A 17,586-nucleotide genomic window follows, 5' to 3' on the forward strand; every position below is an offset into this window, starting at 1 on the left:
ACTGCGGAAGGAAGAAGCAGAGTAAAGTCCGATCGCGTTGTCGCCGCGGCATCGGAACCATAGCTGACACACCGCGGTTGTGACGCGTCAAGAACAAGGAGGCTCACAATGCGCATTTTCTCGATTGCTGCGTTGATCGCAGGTTCGGTTATCCCCTTCAGCGCGAGTGCAGCCGAGGAAGATTTCCTGAAATCTATCGAGGGTAACTGGACGGGCGGAGGCAAGGTGCTCCGAAAACTCGGCGGTGAGAACGTCAACGTCTCGTGCAATATGAAATCCGAGGCCGATGCATCGAGCTTCTCCATGGATGGGTCGTGCCGCGCGCTGGTCGTCCTTACGCGGGGCTTCAAAGCCAAGGTCAATACGTCCGGCAACTCCTATTCGGGTACTTACGTGGGGGTGTCGGGTAAGGCTTCGGCCCTCGCGGGAAGTCGCGACGGCAACACGATCAACCTCGACGTGACGTGGGCCAATGAAATTTACGGGGATCGCAAGGCTACCATGATAATTCAAAAGGTCGGCGAAACCGGCCTGCGTATCAAGACCGTGGACAAGGATCCTAGTTCTGGAGAGCAGATCGTAACCACCGAACTCGATTTGAAGCGCCGATAGCGCCTGCGCTATGCCAGAATCGGGAGCGCATGTGGATGCTGAATGTTGTCTGGCGCAGAGTGGCGGAGTTGGAGAATGTTTGATCCTAAACGTTGGCGTCGACCAGTGGTCTACGAAGATGAAAATGGCCTACGATGCAAAGTCAGCAGCACTGAACAGGCTTCAGAGATCCTGAATTCCTCTTGGCCCGCAAATTCCGGAGAAGAGTTTCTTCGAGCTAGCGAGATCTTCCTCGACGTGATGAGAGGTAGCCGCCCAGTTGCCGAAGCGCGGGCCGCGTTCCTCCGGGCGGCTGAGGAAGCCGATCTTGATATCAGTGGCAATTGAGTCGGGATCGACTACGCGGCGCGCACTAATGGTTTTTTTAGTTGTGCCAATCACCAAATCTGCTCAACTGCAATCATGACCAAAGACGAAGTCTCAGCATTTGTCATCGCCATGATCGAGGCCGGAAGCAACATCCAGGCCATCGGAAATATCGGATATGTCCTCGCAGAGCCCGTCGATCCGACTGACAAAGAAGCTTACCGTCGGATCGAGCTTGTTTCCTCGGCATTTGGCGAACGAGACCACCTCAAAGACCAAATCATCGCCTACCTCCATGAGATCGGTCGCGTGGTTGAGATCCCAGAGGAGTCCGGCACAGACCTGATGTGATCCCTGCGCCGGGGGGGGCGGCGAGTGGAGAGGAGAGTATCCAGCAGCGCATCGCGGGGGCCGGAATAGGCCCCTTTTCCATAAGGCGAAGCTAATTAGCCGTGGCGGACTGGACATGGGCGTCGCGAGAGCGTGTTCGCGGGGAACGAACAATCGTTTCGAGGGGGGACGGGGATTGCCCTCGCGACGACAATTCAATGACCATCGCGCGAGTCAGTTCCCTCCGAAGATTCCGAAATCGCTAAATTAATCCGGCTCCGTGATTGGAGTGTGCTCAAGAATGCAACCGGCTTCGCTGCTCGCCCCAAGCGGAGATGAGCTGGGTTCATGCTCGCTCTCGGTGGGTCTTGCATCAGAGCGATGCACAGCACGCATCGATCCCGTTCCAGTACAGCGCGCGGCCTCCCCGCGAAGAGTCATTTGTATGTATCTCAGCGCTTCCTATGGGCCGCCAAACAGCACTTACGGCTGGCGTATCTGCCTCAGGGTAAAAAGCCCCGCCGTGGAACGCCTATCCGTTTTATCAACAGGTCGCCTCGGTGCAAGCAGTTTATCCTGAACCGCTATTATTGCGGCCACGATGGATGCTGTCCGGCAAAGAGCGCGCACTCTTCGTTCAGTGAAATCCGCCCGGCGATAGCGTGTTTAGGTTCCCTTGATGGCATCTTGGATATCGTTCTGCTCCCGCCGCTGAGCTGCGCCACCCCATTTCTTCTCGATCAATCGGCCTGTTCGGATATCGATGGATATTCTCCCTCGAACTCGTTGACCCAGCGGAATACGACTCCATGTCTGCCGTACAAAACCGAAAGGCAGAGTATGCGTCAATGTAAGCAATGCGATGACACAGGTTGGGTCTGCGAAAGGCACCTAAACAAGCCATGGAGCGGAAAGAGGGGATGCGGCTGTGGTGGCGCGGGATTGCCTTGCCAAAACTGCACCGACGACGATGGCTGGGATCAACCTCCGAACTACACGCAGTTGTTCCGGTCGATGACACCCATCGTGGGCAAGAAGTACAAATAACGCCGATACGCGATCATCACACTCTCGGCGTGCCATTGACGGAACTTCAACCGTGCTTGCATCGAACTATCAACAGACTGCTAAAGGCTCGAGCGGGAAAACGGTCGAGCCTTCTTTTCCTCAAGGCGTTTCAGCTTCCGTGGACTATTCGTTGGTACTTCCTTGGAATACTGTACCGTACGAGGAGATCGTCCCATGATCACTGAGCACGCCAGCTTTCCGTATCCTGACCCGCTACAACCTGAAGAGCTGGATATGTTGCAGCGGGTGTTCGATGTCGCGTGCGTCGAGGCAGGCATTCAAAAGAAAAGTAGGCAGGCTGAAGGGCTGGCGGCGACTCTATTGCAGCTTTTCCAAAGCGGAATTCACAATGAGCAGGATCTCGAGGCTGCCCTTAAAAAGGTAGACTTCATCTGATGCAAAGGATGTCGCGACTGCTGGCCGTCATCGTGACAAGTACCACCTCCTAATTTCGGGTCGGAAAAATTCCGTACTAGAAGATCGTGGCCATTGACCTATTTCACAGTTGCTTGGTTCGGGAGCCTAATATGCTGGAGACAATCCAACGGCATCTGCTTGGGGTACTGGTGATTGCGAGTCCATTGATCGTTGGCTTCCTGTGGTGCGTCTTCCTATGGAAGAAAAGGCGGCACTTTTCTGGACAGCGTCCAAATGGATTGGTCTGGTTATCTTCATGGTTCAAATAGCTGGAATGTTGCCGTAACGTCTGCCCTCGGATCCAATGGGAAAGTGGACTATTCAGATGCGCTGCTAGCGAATTTGACACGCGCGCTGATGCCTGTGCGATGCCGATCCTGCGTGTAGGACAAGGCAAGTGTGACAGCAACCCGCGCCGCCGCCTGGCGGGCGGTGATCGAGCTGTGCTCGAAACCGTTCTTCTGGAACAAGACGCCGCGTCGGCCGACCGGCAGAAGAAGCTGATGCGACATCGCCGTCAGCGGCGCTCCCGGCGCGGGGAACCTTTCTGCGCTCCAGGCGTCAGGTAGACAGCTCTGACGATGGAGGAAAACCATGAATACCTATTACCGCTATCTCGGCGCGGCGCCTGCCCCCGGTGTCCTGATCATCAAGTTTTACCATTCCGGCGACCAAGTAAGAGGCTTCATCCGCCGGGTTGCCGACGCCTCCGAAGACGACGCAATTTTTCCCGGCGAGGAGATGGAGCCTGAAGCGGCCTTCAGGATGGCTGAAAACAAGAACCGTGGGCCGGACCGGCGGCCAATCTTCGTAGAACTTTCCGAAGGGGTTCAGTGGGATCCTGCCTGGGGAAGATTGATGTGATGGTCGGTGGCTACGCATTCGCATGCCCAACGAACGGTGCAGGGCTTCCATCGCGCAGTTCGTGCGCAAAGGTCTCTACGGTTCACAGTGACAGACCCGGCGGTGTGCTCAGGTCATCGGAGCCTGGTTGTTTTCCGCGTTCGGGCTGATATCGATGCGATCTCCGTCGAGGTGGGCAAGATCAACTGGAAGCCGTCATGTCTGCGCTCGTTGCTCATTGGCCTATTCACAATGGTGGGTCTTCCGTCGTATCCACCCCGTTCGGGAGATGACGCACCGGAGCATAGCTGACCACTCGCTGTGATCCCCTGCTGTGCGTCCAGAGGAAAAGGCACAAGTGGAAAATACCCAATCGAATATAAGGGCGGCGGCCTGGATGATGGCGTCCATTGCGCTGCTCCTGCTGATGGCCGTCGCGGGCCGCTCGCTAACCCGCGAAATCGACGTCTTTCAGGTGATGGAGATGCGCTCCGTCATCGCCTTTTTCATGCTCCTGCCGCTCGTCCGTCGCGAAGGCGGCTTCAAGTCCATGCGCACCGGCATTCTACCGGCGCATATAGGCCGCAACCTTGCCCACTATATCGGGCAGTTCGCCTGGCTGATGGGCCTCACGCTGATCCCCATGGCGCAGGTGATCGCCATCGAGTTCACCGCTCCGATCTGGGCGGCCTTGATGGCCGCGGCCTTTCTGGGAGAGCGGCTGACATGGCGCAAGGGCGTGGCAATCCTGTTCGGCCTTGCCGGCGTCGTGCTGATCCTGCGCCCGGGCTCGGCAGCACTCAACCCCGGCCACATCATCGTGCTGGGAGCAGCCTTTGTCTTCGCCATATCCTTCATCGCGACAAAATTCCTGACCCGTTCGGACAGTGCGACCAAAATTATCTTCTGGATGCTCATCATCCAATCCGTGGTCGGCCTGGTACCAGCCTTGAGAGTGTGGGTCTGGCCGTCTCCCGCGCTCTGGCCATGGATACTCCTTATCGCCTTTTCAGGCACGTTCGCGCATTACTGCATTGCCAAAGCCCTGTTCCATGCCGACGCAACCGTGGTGATGCCGATGGACTATCTTCGGGTCCCGCTCTCGGCTCTCCTTGGCTACCTGCTCTATGCGGAAGGCATCGACAACTTCACAGCCGTCGGTGCCGGACTGATCCTGGCGGGTAACCTTTTCAATCTGCGCAGGGCAGGTACGAACCGGATCGAAGCCCCGACGACCTGACGGCCGGCAAAGTCATCCATTCCATCCGAGCGGTTTCATAGGGATTTCATGCATGAAACCGCACGCCCTGTCGGCGCTGAAAATGGGAGTTTTGGCTTATCCTTCATCGTTTCTAGCCTGCCTGTCGCCCATCAGGCGCGCGCACCCTCGCAAGCGCCATCAGCATCGGACCTATTGCGAATTCACCTCGCACGGTTCGCCGCGTCAGATCGCGCAGATAGCCGCCAGCCGAGTTGATTTGTCCTCCCCTCTCGAGAATGCAGGCGATGACGGTGGCAGCATTCTCCGGCCCCATGGCCATAGACGCCTCCTCGTGGGCCGACTGGCTTACTCCGAGCATCATTCGAACCACGACAGCGGCGGCCATTAGGTCGCGCCAGCTATCGATCCTGCCGCCTGGACCGTAATCGGCGATTTGCGGGCAGGCCTGCAGGACGAGCGCGAGCGGGAAAGATTGCAGCGGTTTTGTCATCGGGGGATGTTCGTGGTAGAAGGTTTTCCGGAACTGGAGTGCTTTGGCCGGCTCGCTGGGCAATTCCGGACGATTTGGCAAGCAGGCCACCAGCGGCGTTTCAACACGCGGTTCAGATTCATAATTGTAGTTAGGATTCGAATTCTGTTTGTGGCGCTCATTCTGGGACTCACTGGCGTCTATTTTTTGTGTTTTTACGCGCATTTCCAACAGGTTGATGATCTCCGAGCGCAGCATGGTCATCTCTTCCAGGATCGGTGAGAGGTTTTGAACGGTCACGACACGGGGAATCCGCCCGACCAGCGCTCTGTACATGTCCATGATCGCTCCCCAATCTCCGGGGACCGCTTCTTCGAAGGCTGCAGCAATCAGCTTGGCGACGTCACGACGGCAGATGGTCAGCCGGTCGCGGGTAATGCGCAACAGATGCCTTTCGGCGATCACCTGGGCGGCCAGGCTTTCGATCTCGTTGGCCCGAGCCAGAAGCGGCGCGAGGCTGAAACCGAAAGCCTCGTCGATCTCCCCTACCCTGTCGCGGCGGGCATAACGCTTGCCGTTGGGGCTATCCTTGCGCAGGATCAGGCCGGCATTCACGAGAACGGCAAGGTGCCGCCTCAGGGTCGCGGCCGTCATGCCCCGAGCCCGAAGGGAAAGCTGAGCGTTGGAGGGAAAGACGACCAGTCCCCTCGCCTGCGAAAGCTCATCGTCGGGATAAAACGTCAGGAGCGCGTCGAGCACGGTCAGCGCGCGATCGGTCATACCCAGCAAGGGGCGCGCCTCGCAGACCGCTCTGAACAGTTTCCACTTGTTGCGGGTAGTTCCAGGCTCGATCGTCCCGGCGAGCTGTTGATTTGCCAACATGCCAAGCGACATCGCCCGCCGCCCAAAGGGCGTCGTCACATATCCACTCTCCATTTGCCTTCACTTTCGCTAAGGCAAAAGAAATCCGCTCGCCCAAACGGCGCCTAAACTCTTGACAGTGATTCGAGGAAATGCGATTCTAGATTTGCTAAGATCTGAGAAGGGCTTCCACGACTATGTCGCTTGGGGGCCTTTTTCTTTTGCGGTTTACGCTCCTTTGTTTTGCTTGAATTCTGCAAAGAGGCTTTCAAGCCTCTCCTGCACAAACTGGTCGAAACCGGGCGCTGCCTTGTTGTCGAAAACAAAGGTCGCGCTGGATGCGTTCTTCTTGAACTGAACCGGAACGCCGGAGATCTGCCCCTTCGGAGTCGGAGCTTTTGGCGCAACAGGCCTTTTCGAGGCAAGCGCAAGCGCCCGGTGAAACCGCTCATCGCTCGACAGCTCCCGGGAGTTGTCCGCGGACAACTCTGCCAGAATGAGGCCGGGCTCGACGCTTTCGAGGCGCTCGCCCAATTCCAGCCAGCGCCTGCGCCCGATCTCCGGCGCCGCTCCGATGGCTGTGATCAGGGTGATTGGCACCTGCCGTGTCACGATCAACATCTTGGAAAGTGCGGCCTTGTCCACCCCCAAGGATGCCATGATGATATCCCGGGTGAATCCGCGCTGCTCCAATCGCTGGGCGAAAAGAGCCCGCTCGATATAGGACAGATTGGTCCGAGCGCTGTTTTCCTGGCCCTGGCTGACCACCAGCTGGTCGTCTGTCAGTTCGCGGACGACAGCCCGAACGCTGATGCCGAGCCTTTTGACGGCGGCGAGCCGCCGATGGCCGTAGGCGACCTGGTACCGCCCTTTCGTCTGCGGATGCGGGCGCACCAGGATAGGCACCTGCTGGCCATGTTCGCGGATCTGCTCCACCAGTTCATTCAGCTGAACAGGGTCGATCTCCAGGCGATCTTCGACGAAGGAAGCGTCGATAAGGCCGGGCTCGATTTCGACGACGATCTGCCCCTTGGCGAGCTGTCGCTCAAGATCGTTCGCCCGCTCGACTTTCTCGGTGATGTTGCCAAGCGTCTTGGTGATCCCGCCAACCGGGGCCGGATTACGGGTCTGCGGCACGAAACCTGCGATTGGGCGGTTGTCCCTCGGGGATGACGGCTCGAGGCGGGCCGAGGGTGAAGAGGAGATCTCGATGAGATTCTTTCGGGCCATCTAACTACTTCCTTCCCCATGTGGAACGGATATGGGCCTCGATCTCCGAATTCACGAGATTGAGCGACTCCCAGGCCCGATCGTAAGTGCCGCGCACGAAGAGCGACCGTTCCACTTCATAAAGCGTCTGCTTGGTCACGCCGGCATCGGCAACTGCTGTCGATTTCAACATCGCGTTGTGAAGCATCCGGTTTCCAAAGATTGCGCGCATGAAGCCCGTCATCTGGCTCTGCGGACCGTCATTGGGTTCAAACCGCGTCACGAGATACCGCATCCAGTCATAGCTGGTCCTGCCCCCCGCCCGTTCGACGACGGACATGAGCTCGCTCGTCATGGTCAGGAACTGCGACATCGACATGACGTCGAGCATTTGCGGATGTACGGTGATCAAGACGGATGTCGCGGCGCAAAGCGCCGACATCGTCAAGAATCCGAGCTGTGGCGGGCAATCGACCACCACGACATCGTAGAGGCTTTCGATCTCGGTCAACGCCTCGCCGATGCGAGCGAAGAACATCGTCTCAGCCGTGCCGGATGCCATGGCCTTGGGGGTCTCGTGCTCGAACTCCATGAGTTCGAGATTTCCGGGGATCAGATGCAGATTGGGCGTGTAGGTTGCCCGCACGATATCGGAGATCGGCCGGGGATCCTCATAGCGGATAGCGCCGTAGAGCGTCTCGCCCTCTCCGACATCCAGTTCCGGCTGATGACCGAAAAGCGCGGAAAGAGAGGCCTGAGGATCGAGATCGACCGCCAGGACGCGGTAGCCCCTCAAGGCCAGATATTGCGCCAGGTGGGCCGCTGTGGTCGTCTTTCCCGATCCGCCCTTGAAGTTCATGACCGAGACGATCTGGAGCTTGTCGGCGCCTCTTCGGCCCGGTACATATTTCGGGGTTCCGTTCCGCTCGTCGAGCACCCGGCGGATGCGGTCCATGTCGTCGGCGCTATAGAGGCGGCGCCCGTTCGCCAGAGGATCGGGTCCGTGGCCTTCGGCGGCAACCTGGCGAAGATAACCTTCGCCGATGCCTATGAACCCTGCGGCTTCGGCAGGGGAGAAGAACCGCATCGTCTTTTGAGAAAGCGGTGGGAAGATTTTCGCTTGATGCTGCTGGAGCTGATAGGACAGTTCCTGCGCGTCTGTTGCCAGAAGTGAAGGAAGATGCTCTTGATCGTCCTGGATAACGAGACTCGGCTGCATTGGTTGGTTTCCCGTTTAACTGCGCAATTTTTACAGAAAGCGCTCTAACTGCGCAGTTATATTATGCGCCGATTCGTTACCGATTTACAAACGCTTAACCAAACGGTCATTTTGGCCGCAAATTCTGCCGAAGCGCGGCTTTTGGGGCGGTTCTTGTTCTCTGAATTCCGGCCGCTTATCCCCCGAGCCGGACGATTCTGATCGAGACGAGTAGTCCGCGGACTACTCGTGATATGGTGACTATGTGGTAGGCCAAAGGAGCGGGTGTGTCCGCGTCTATCTCTCTCTTCGGGTAAGGTAGTCCGCGGACTACCGCGATGTCTTAAGGTCGGGTGGGCGGCGATCTCCAGGAACGCCTTGCCCTGCTCATCTGACGATGAGTCGGACGTTCCGGTTTCCCCCGCCGGCCTTCGCGATGGGTTCGGAATTGGGGCGGATCCATTGGCGTGGCAAGCATGTGAGCCGGGGCGTCATCTTGACGGCGCTCTATTGTGCCGCGTTGGCGCGGTTCATTCGATCTGCCTCGTTCGCTTCGCGAACAAATAACGGTTGCTAGGGGAGGGGCTTCATTTCGTTAGCACTCACCGAGCAGAGCAGAGTTCCGACACATTTCGAGTTTCTGATGCCCTTTCTCACTATGGCGCCTGGCACGACCTGATTGATGGCATCGATGCGTTGGTTCCACACATCGTCCGGTTCGGCAAGGCATTGCTGCGCGGAGGTGAGCCGCGGGGCAGCCGGCAAGCGGCCGCTTCTGCGGGACTGTCCGCCGGCCGCATGATCGAGGCGGTGGGCCAACCGGAGCGGCCGACACATGCGCCAAACGAATGCCGCGGGCAGCGCCATCACATCGCGGCGTTGGTTCGGCCGGTTGTGGGGACGGGGGACTAACTTGCGGGACATCGATTTCGGCGGTCGGTGCCGCGGTCAACTTTTAACGCAAACCACGGCGCAAAATAATTGAGAACAAAACGGCCCGGAGGCAGGCAGTTGGGTGCTTGACTCGATCCGGCAGTTCTGATGCCAGCGATGCGGTGCATGCGGCAGGCTGAAGAGCCACCGGCGTATAAAGCGAAAGCCTCACTTCATTCCGCGTAGCGAGCATGGGCGAGTAAGATCTTCGATCTTCGACGAATTATGGGCGAACCGTGAATGCTCGATAGATGACCTACGGACGGGAGTGTCATTATTGGAGAACGTGCGGCAGCGTTGGCTGCTAGTTAACCAATCGTTACCACGAAGGTGAGACGGCCGTCTGGCTATGGGGATGGACCAGAGGCAATCACCCGTTCGCGAGAAGCGGCTATCCGCAGATAGATTGCTGCTCGATCGGGGTGCCGTGGGGCTCGAATTTCATTGTGGCTGCTGTTGCGATCGAAGGCTCGATCATGAAGGGGATCGGGAGCGTCCCGAGTCACTCAGTAGAGGGCCAGCAAGCATGCGGGTGGTTTCGTCTGTTCATGGTGGTTGGGGTAGCCCTAGCGATTTTCATAAACCCGACCGATGGGCGGAACGGCAAGAGCAACGGAGTCGCTCGTCGTGATCAGCGGATGGATGAACAGCCGAACCGATGGCGTATGGCGGAAATCGAGTCTTCACTCATGCGGATGAAAGCCCTTGCTCGCGCTTGGGGGACGACGCTGCTCATTCGCACCACACACCGCTGCGCGTCCTTCATGGACAGGGCGGTGGTCTTCCTCGGCGAAGGACGAAACAATCGGTCGGCCGTTGCGCGATAGTTTTTAGATTGAAGCCTGCTTTCGTCCCCGGCCGAGCCGCATCGGCGGGCGGGTTTCGTGGGATCGTTTGAGGTTCACCCAAGTTCGGCAGTCGGAGGCGGAGAGGGGAGGGCTAAGGTCGCTCGTCTGGATGATATTCGGGCCCGTCACGGGTTGACGACTCTGGCCGGACAGATCAGAAGAACAGGACGAGCGGGCGGATGAAACGAAAAAATCCCCCGCCAGATGGCCGGCCCAGAGCCTCTAAGCGCTTCTCGATCTGGTCTCGGTGTGGCGCCGACGTTTTTGCCGGACTTTCCAGCTTTTTTTGGTCGACAATCGGTGCGGTTTGGCGAGTTTTTTCAGTCAAAACCGCACATGTGGCGCGGGCCTATTGGGCTTGGTTTTCTCGTAACCATGCCGCAGACAATCGAAATCTGCTTCGCCCGGATAATAAGGCCCGGGCACGGACGAGTCCAAAGGCGGGACGACTCCGTCAAGTGCGCGTCCTATTTGAAGTCCTGAAATGTGGCTGTGCCCAGACCCCAACGGCGGTGAGAATTCGGCTTCCCGGCGCTATGCCAGTGTCGGTTTCGCTACCTCCGGATATCTGCACATATCACCGGCTATTTGAGCAGGAGAATGAGGAGCGGCCCTCCGACCAGCGCACCCAAGATGACGGCTGAAAGGATATATCTGGCGAGGACGCGGAAAATGGCTCGGACCGAGGTCATTGTGTCGGCAGGCCCGCGCCGTGTTCGGCATTCGATCCCGGATGGGGTCGTCCGGAATTGTTCCCGATGGCCCCGATCCCGGCATCCTCCCGCCTCTCTGCTGCTTTGGCGGCACTTGGGAAGACCCGGCGCGTCAGGCCGTCCAGATAAGACAGGATCACGGGCACCACGACCAGGGCAAGAAGGGTGGAACTGACGAGACCGCCAATGACCGCATGTGCCATTGGAGCGCGTTGCGCGCCGCCGCCGGAGGCTGCCATCGCAAGGGGGATCATGCCAAATATCATTGCAAGCGTCGTCATCATGATCGGGCGGAATCGGGTTGCACCCGCATTGACCAGTGCCTCGGAGAGCGAAAGACCGCGCCGGCGCTCCCGGTTGGCGAAGTCGACCAGCAGGATGCCGTTCTTGGTAACGAGCCCCATCAGCATGATGAAGCCGATCATCGAGAACATGTTGATGGTGCTTCCCGCCACCAGGAGGCCAATGACCACGCCCACCAGCGACAGCGGAAGCGCAGCCATGATGGCGATCGGCTGGGTAAAGCTTCCGAACTGGGAAGCCAGCACGACATAGATGAAGACCACCGCCATGATCAGCGCCCTGAACATGTTGCCTGTGGCGTCCGCGATGTCTTCGGCATCGCCTCCGAACTTTATGCGATAGCCCGCAGGAAGATCCTGCCTGGCAATCATGGCCTCCAGTTCGACCGTGACATCCCCTACGGCTCTACCGGACACAGCAGCCGAGATCAGCACCTCTCTCGACATGTCGAGACGCCGGATTTCGGAGGCGGCCGGGACGACCGTAATGTCAGCGACCTGATCGAGCCGGATCATATGCGGGCTGCCGCTCGCCTCATCGCCTGAAGCTTTCAGCATCAGTTCCCCGATGGCGGCAGCATCTGTGCGTTGGTCCTGTGGAAGCCGGACGACGACATCGTAGGTTTGTCCATCTGCGTCGGTCCAGGTGGAGACGTTTTCGCCGCCGATCAGCGGCGAGAGCATGCCGGCCAGTTCGGAGATGCCGACACCCAGATCGCTTGCCTGCTCACGCTTGAGCCGAACGGAAAGGATCGGCTTCGTATCGCCGGCGGTCGCATTGACGTCCACCAGGCCGGGGACCCGGCGCATGCCAGCGATCAGATCCGCGGCGATCTTTTCCAGCACCGCCCGGTCGTCTCCCAGAACGCTGAGCTGGATTGGACTGGCGCCGCCACCTAGGCCCTCCTGGATGATGGCGATCTCGATGCCCGCTATGACGGAAAGGCGCTCGCGGATAGGATCCGCGATGGTGGCAGGCGTTCGTTTGCGTTTTTCCAGCGGCACGAGGCTGACGAGAATGGCGGCTTTGTGTTTGCCCATGGTGCTGCCGGTATTGATTGTCGAGTAGATCGAAGCGACCTCCGGAAACTCACGCAGCGCCTTCTCGATCTGCCCGACCTTGGTGCGGGTGTAATCCAGCGAGGAACCGGCCGGCGTCGTCACGTGGATCTGGAATCGTCCTTCGTCCGCATCGGGGATGAATTCGACGCCCACCAGAGGAACCATCAGGATGCTGCCGGCGAAAATGCCGCCAGTCGTCACGAGCGTGATCAGGCGATGTCGCAGCGTCCAGCGGATGATCTTTCGATAATGCACGGTGAGCCTTTCGAACCCGGCATCGAAGCGGGCAATCAGCCGTCCGATCGGGCCGCGTCTTGCATCGGGCTCCGCACCGGGATCGTGCCAGACGCTGGAGAGCATCGGGTCGAGCGTGAAGGCGACGAAGAGCGAGATCAGCACGGCAGCGGAAACCGTAACCCCGAACTCATAGAAGAAGCGGCCGACCATGCCTTCCATGAACGCGACAGGAAGGAAGACCGCGACGATCGTGGCGGTCGTCGCCGTCACCGCCAGCCCGATCTCGTTCGTGCCGTCGAGAGCCGCCCTGAGATGTGACTTGCCCATATGAAGATGGCGCGTGATGTTCTCGCGCACGACGATCGCATCATCGATGAGAATTCCGATCGAAAGCGTCAATGCCAGCAGGCTGAGCATGTTGAGCGTGAAGCCAAGAAAATCGATGACGGCGAGCGTGCCGATCATGGCGATCGGAAGCGTCAGCCCCGTGATCACCGCGCTTCGCCACGAGTTGAGGAACAGGAAGACGATGACGACCGCCAGCGCCGCTCCCTCGACTAGGGACGACTGCACCTGAGCGAGCGACTCCTGAATGGGCATCGAGGCATCCGTGATGATCTGGAGCCGCACATCCTGGGCGCTCAATTCGGCGTTCAGTTGATCGAGCCGCCGGCGGACATCGCCCACCACCTGGACGGTATTGGCGTCCCGGACCTTGACGACGGCAATGGCGAGCGCCGTTTCGCCGTTGTAGATCGCCCGGCTTTCAGGGTCTGCCGCGCCATCCTTCACGGTGGCGACATCGCGGAGATAGATGGGCCCGCCGCCACGGCGGGCGACAATCATGTCCAGAAAGTCGCGCGGTTCCGCAATCCGACCCTGCACCTGAATGGTACGTTCAGAAATACCGCTGATGACGCTGCCGGCGGGCCTGTTCCGGTTGGTGGTTCGCAGCGCCTTGACGACCTCGTCAATGCCGATGCCAAGGGCATGCAGCCACGTCTCGTCGATGCTGATATCAACCTGCCGCTTCTGACCGCCGATCAGCGTCGCCTGCCCGACGCCGGACACCGCCGTCAGCTGGCGCAGCACGCGCTGCTCGGCGACAGCGGTGAGCTCCGGCATCCCGAGGGAGGGCGAACTGACCGCCACCGAAAGTATCGGCTCGTCGGATGGGTTGAACCGCGCCACGACAGGCTTGTCGGCATCTTCCGGAAGATCCGCCTCGAGTGCCGCTATCTTGTCGCGGACATCCTGCGCTGCGGTCGTGCTTTCGACCTCCAGCTTGAATTGGGCAATGACCACCGAGCGTCCTTCGTAGGAGGTCGATGTTATTTCATCGAGGCCGCTGATCGTATTGAGTGCCTCCTCGATTGGTCTGGTCACCTCAGTCTCGACGGTTTCGGGCGTAGCGCCCGGGTAGGTCGTCGTGACCACGACAACCGGGACGTCGACATTCGGGAATTGGTCGATGCGGAGGCGCCCGTAGGAAAAGGCGCCGAGCACAAGCAGTACCACCATCATCATGGTGGCGAAGACGGCATGGGTGACGGAAATGCGCGTGAGAAACATGTCAGCCCGCCTTCGGGATCGTAACGGCGACGTCCGGCTTCAGGCGAGGCAGCGGCACGGTCACGATCGTATCGCCGTAAACCAGGCCCCTGGAAATCTCGACACCGTCCTTCCCGCCCCAGCCCGATCCAACGGTCACGGGCTGGCGAACGAGACGGCCTCTTTTCAGCTTGAGGACGTAGTCTCCCGTCTCGTCCCTGCGCAGCGAGATCGCCGGGATCACGATCGCGTCTTCATTTTGCCGGATCAGGATCGAGCCGGTCGCGAACATTCCGCCCCGCAGACGGGCGTCATTGTCGGAAAGCCGGATGTAGACCGGGATGAACCGTGTACCGTGATCGGCGACGGGGCCGATACGATCCACGCGTCCGATAGCGGTTTGCCCGTTCAGTCCGTCTATGCGGAGTTCTGCCCGTTGACCGATGGCGATGCGGGGCACATCGCGCGTCGAGACCAGGACTTCGGCTTCGAGAACGCTTGTATCGACGATCGTGAAAAGCTCGGCGCCGGCGGCGACACGGGAGCCCGGATCGATCGCCCGCTTTGAGATCACGCCGTCGAACGGCGCCAGGATTTCCGCGTCCCGCAAGCCGGTGCGTGCGATGTCCGCCTGGGCCGAAAGGCTCTTCAGCCTGGCCGTCGTGGCGGCAACCTCGCTTCGCGCCTTGTCGAGCTGCTCCTGGCTCGCGATGTTCTTCACCGCGAGCTGTTCGATCCGGTTGAGCGACTGCATGGCAAGCAGCATTTCCGCCATGGCGACATCGCGATCCCCTTCACGCTGTCTGAGGATCGAGCGGAGATCGTCCGTCTCGAAACGGACCAGCACGTCTCCCGCCTTGACCGCCTGTCCCGCAACGGCGTGAACCTCCACGATCCTCCCTCCGTCCTTGGCATGCAGGACGGCACGATTGATCGGCTCGAGGTCCCCGCTCACCCGCAGTCGCTCCGCCATGGACGTCGGCCGGATGTCAGCAATCTCCGAAGGGGCCAGTTCCAGCGGTTTATCGATCTGGCCCGCCGTCACCGCCTGCACGACCTCTTTCACCCGCTCATTCGCATCGATCGTTCCGCGTGCGGGATCGATAAACACGACAGCGACATAGACGCCTCCCAGAAGCAGCCCCGCCTGGGTCAATCTCATTGTCCATTTCAAAGCCATAAGCGACATTCCCTGGATGTGAAGCACGGCCGCCCACGGGCGGCGTGTCGCATTCGCGACTGGATGGTTGCAGTTGCTAGGCTTCGACAATTGCAGCAGCATTACCTGCCGGTTCTCCTGTCCTCGCAATGCTGCCGCAATCTTCGGGGCGGAGAAGGAGGAGACCGGAGAACAAAGCGGCGATGAGACTTCTGTTGATTGAGGACGAGAGGGAACTGGCGGACGCGCTGTCGGCGGCGCTGAGCAAGCATGGCATCGTCACCGATCACACCATGCATCTTGCCGACGCTTTCGAGCTGACGCGCCAGAACACCTACGATGCGATCCTGCTGGATCGGCGTTTGCCTGATGGCGAAGGGCTGAGCTTCATTCCGATGCTGAGGCGGTCGGGCACCGACACGCCGATCATCGTGCTGACGGCGCGCAATGAGCCCTTGGAGCGTGTCGAGGGTTTGGATGTCGGCGCGGACGATTATCTGGGCAAGCCGTTTCTTGTCGACGAGCTGATGGCTCGATTGCGGGCAGTTCTGCGACGGCCGCCAAGTCTGACGGAACTTCAGATCACGGTCGGCCGGATGGTGATCGATCCCCTGCATCTTAGCGTGACCGTCGGATCGGCCCCGCTCGACCTGCCCAGACGCGAACTTCTCGTTCTGGCGGCGCTCGCCAAGCGCAAGGACAAGACCGTCCTTCGGTCGACGCTTGAGGCGGCGGTCTATAATTATGAAGAAGAGATCCAGTCGAACGCGCTCGATGCGCATATTTCCAGGCTGCGCAAACGGCTGACGGATGCCGGTGCCGGTGTCGCGGTCCACAATATCCGCGGCGTCGGATATCTCCTGAAGGAGGAATGATGCACGAGGCGAACAAGTCGAACCCGTCGCTTTGGTGGAGGCTGAGTTGGCGGCTTAGCCTCGTGATCGTCGCCGTGGTTGCTGTCGTGATCATCGGGCTTTGCGTATGGGCTACCACGAGAATGTCGCCGAACATTTTCGTGGAGGACAAAATCAGTGCCGCGGTGGCGACGGCAGTGAAACGCGATCCGCAGGGAAAGTTCCAACTGCGCGATACGCCGGAACTGCTATCGCTTAAAATGCAGAACAAGGGGCTTTGGTATGTCGCAGCCACGACGGACGGTGCTTCGGTATCCTATGGCGCCATACCTGCGCCCTATGCCGGGATTGCTCCTGTGGCGCACCTGTTCCAGGACGCGGACATACGGGGATCGGCGGGTACAAACGAGGTTGCGTCGATCGAACGCGTAGAAACTGCGGTGGGGGAAGTCCGCATTCTGTCCGGCGGTTTTGCGGACAAAGGCTGGCCCGTTCTCACCCTTCTGGGCGGCACTTACCCGATTTATATTACTTTGATCGTCGTGGCCCTGCCTGCGATCTTCCTTACCGTTCCCCGAATCGTGCGGCGCGCGCTCGCAAGGGTGAGCGATGTCGCCGACAAAGCGTCGCAGATCGAACCCCGCCAGCATGGAGCGCGCCTGCCGGTCGAGGGTATTCCCAAGGAAGTCGCTCCGCTGGTGATCGCGTTCAACGGAACGCTCGACCGGCTGGAGAACGAGTTCAGGAAACGCCAGCGCTTCCTGATCGACGCGGCGCATGAGCTCCGCACGCCGATCGCCATCATGCAGACGCGGATCGATGGGATGGCCGAGGGCCAGGAACGCAGGCGATTGTTGAGCGACGTTGCACGCCTGGCCGAGACGGCCGAACAGCTCCTCGATTTTGAGCGCAACGATCAGGCGACGGATGTCGACGGGACGGTCGATCTCGTCGATCTCGCCCGAACGGTGGTTGCCGACCTTGCGCCCCTGGCGATTGCGGCGGGCTACCAGATTTCGTTTGAAAGCGAGGTGGAAAACCTCGAACGCCGCGGCAGCCCCTCCGCCCTGCCGAGAGCGATCAGCAACCTGGTGCGCAACGCGATCGATCACGGCGGCAATCGCGGGATGATTACTATTACGGTTTCGGCAGGCGGGCGCATCAACGTGGCCGACGAAGGACCCGGCATACCGGCCGAACATCAGGACCTGGTTTTCGAACCCTTCTATCGCGTCACCCCGAAAAGCAGGGGTACAGGCCTCGGTCTGAGCCTGGTGAAACAGATCGTCGCAAACCATCGGGGGCAAGTCAGCCTCAAAAGCGGTTCGACCGGAACGCAGGTCGCGATCGAGCTCCGATAGTTGCCTGAGCCCCAAATGCACACAATCGCGC

General features: G+C 59.6%; 13 protein-coding genes. 8 read left to right on the plus strand and 5 right to left on the minus strand.

Annotated elements, in window-relative coordinates:
• The first annotated feature begins 108 nt into the window (after nucleotides 1-108).
• The 6 genes from J2X76_RS27365 to J2X76_RS27390 all read left to right on the plus strand — a co-directional run bounded on the left by J2X76_RS27365 (nucleotide 109) and on the right by J2X76_RS27390 (nucleotide 4,816).
• Nucleotides 109-612 (plus strand): hypothetical protein, encoded by a 504-nt coding sequence (locus J2X76_RS27365; RefSeq protein ID WP_310220707.1) that lies wholly within the window; start codon nucleotides 109-111, stop codon nucleotides 610-612.
• A 75-nt stretch (nucleotides 613-687) separates the two neighbouring features.
• Nucleotides 688-939, plus strand: a complete 252-nt coding sequence (locus J2X76_RS31685; protein WP_405030101.1) for a DUF982 domain-containing protein — start codon at nucleotides 688-690, stop codon at nucleotides 937-939.
• 75 nt (nucleotides 940-1,014) lie between these two features.
• Nucleotides 1,015-1,269: a hypothetical protein gene (locus J2X76_RS27375; RefSeq protein ID WP_310220709.1), complete on the plus strand. Its 255-nt coding sequence runs from the start codon at nucleotides 1,015-1,017 to the stop codon at nucleotides 1,267-1,269.
• Nucleotides 1,270-2,490: 1,221 nt separating this feature from the next.
• Entirely contained in the window at nucleotides 2,491-2,712 is a 222-nt protein-coding gene (locus tag J2X76_RS27380) for a hypothetical protein (RefSeq protein WP_310220710.1), read from the plus strand.
• 615 nt (nucleotides 2,713-3,327) lie between these two features.
• A complete protein-coding gene (locus J2X76_RS27385; RefSeq protein WP_310220711.1) occupies nucleotides 3,328-3,597 on the plus strand; it encodes a hypothetical protein in 270 nt (89 codons plus the stop codon).
• Nucleotides 3,598-3,934: 337 nt separating this feature from the next.
• Entirely contained in the window at nucleotides 3,935-4,816 is an 882-nt protein-coding gene (locus J2X76_RS27390) for a DMT family transporter (RefSeq protein WP_405030102.1), read from the plus strand.
• 112 nt (nucleotides 4,817-4,928) lie between these two features.
• Here J2X76_RS27390 and repC read toward each other — a convergent pair whose 3' ends face one another.
• The 5 genes from repC to J2X76_RS27415 all read right to left on the minus strand — a co-directional run bounded on the left by repC (nucleotide 4,929) and on the right by J2X76_RS27415 (nucleotide 15,343).
• Nucleotides 4,929-6,203, minus strand: a complete 1,275-nt coding sequence (gene repC, locus J2X76_RS27395; RefSeq protein ID WP_310220712.1) for a plasmid replication protein RepC — start codon at nucleotides 6,201-6,203, stop codon at nucleotides 4,929-4,931.
• Nucleotides 6,204-6,356: 153 nt separating this feature from the next.
• The gene (gene repB / locus J2X76_RS27400; protein ID WP_310220713.1) at nucleotides 6,357-7,358 is read right to left on the minus strand and encodes a plasmid partitioning protein RepB; all 1,002 of its coding nucleotides are present in this window, start codon (nucleotides 7,356-7,358) and stop codon (nucleotides 6,357-6,359) included.
• Nucleotides 7,359-7,362: 4 nt separating this feature from the next.
• Complete coding sequence (repA, locus tag J2X76_RS27405) at nucleotides 7,363-8,556, minus strand: plasmid partitioning protein RepA (RefSeq protein WP_310220714.1); 1,194 nt, start codon at nucleotides 8,554-8,556, stop codon at nucleotides 7,363-7,365.
• A gap of 2,448 nt (nucleotides 8,557-11,004) precedes the next feature.
• Nucleotides 11,005-14,202 carry an efflux RND transporter permease subunit gene (locus J2X76_RS27410; RefSeq protein WP_310220715.1) on the minus strand — a complete coding sequence of 1,066 codons (3,198 nt, stop codon included), beginning with the start codon at nucleotides 14,200-14,202 and terminating at the stop codon, nucleotides 11,005-11,007.
• Nucleotide 14,203: 1 nt separating this feature from the next.
• Nucleotides 14,204-15,343 carry an efflux RND transporter periplasmic adaptor subunit gene (locus J2X76_RS27415; RefSeq protein ID WP_310220716.1) on the minus strand — a complete coding sequence of 380 codons (1,140 nt, stop codon included), beginning with the start codon at nucleotides 15,341-15,343 and terminating at the stop codon, nucleotides 14,204-14,206.
• 200 nt (nucleotides 15,344-15,543) lie between these two features.
• Between J2X76_RS27415 and J2X76_RS27420 the strand changes: the two genes are divergently transcribed.
• Nucleotides 15,544-16,215: a response regulator transcription factor gene (locus tag J2X76_RS27420; RefSeq protein ID WP_310220718.1), complete on the plus strand. Its 672-nt coding sequence runs from the start codon at nucleotides 15,544-15,546 to the stop codon at nucleotides 16,213-16,215.
• The gene (locus J2X76_RS27425; RefSeq protein ID WP_310220719.1) at nucleotides 16,215-17,555 is read left to right on the plus strand and encodes a HAMP domain-containing sensor histidine kinase; all 1,341 of its coding nucleotides are present in this window, start codon (nucleotides 16,215-16,217) and stop codon (nucleotides 17,553-17,555) included. The genes J2X76_RS27420 and J2X76_RS27425 overlap by 1 nt, the downstream gene beginning before the upstream one ends.
• The last annotated feature ends 31 nt before the right edge of the window (nucleotides 17,556-17,586 follow it).

The sequence above is a fragment of the Neorhizobium sp. 2083 genome, from assembly GCF_031455615.1.
Lineage (GTDB): Bacteria > Pseudomonadota > Alphaproteobacteria > Rhizobiales > Rhizobiaceae > Neorhizobium.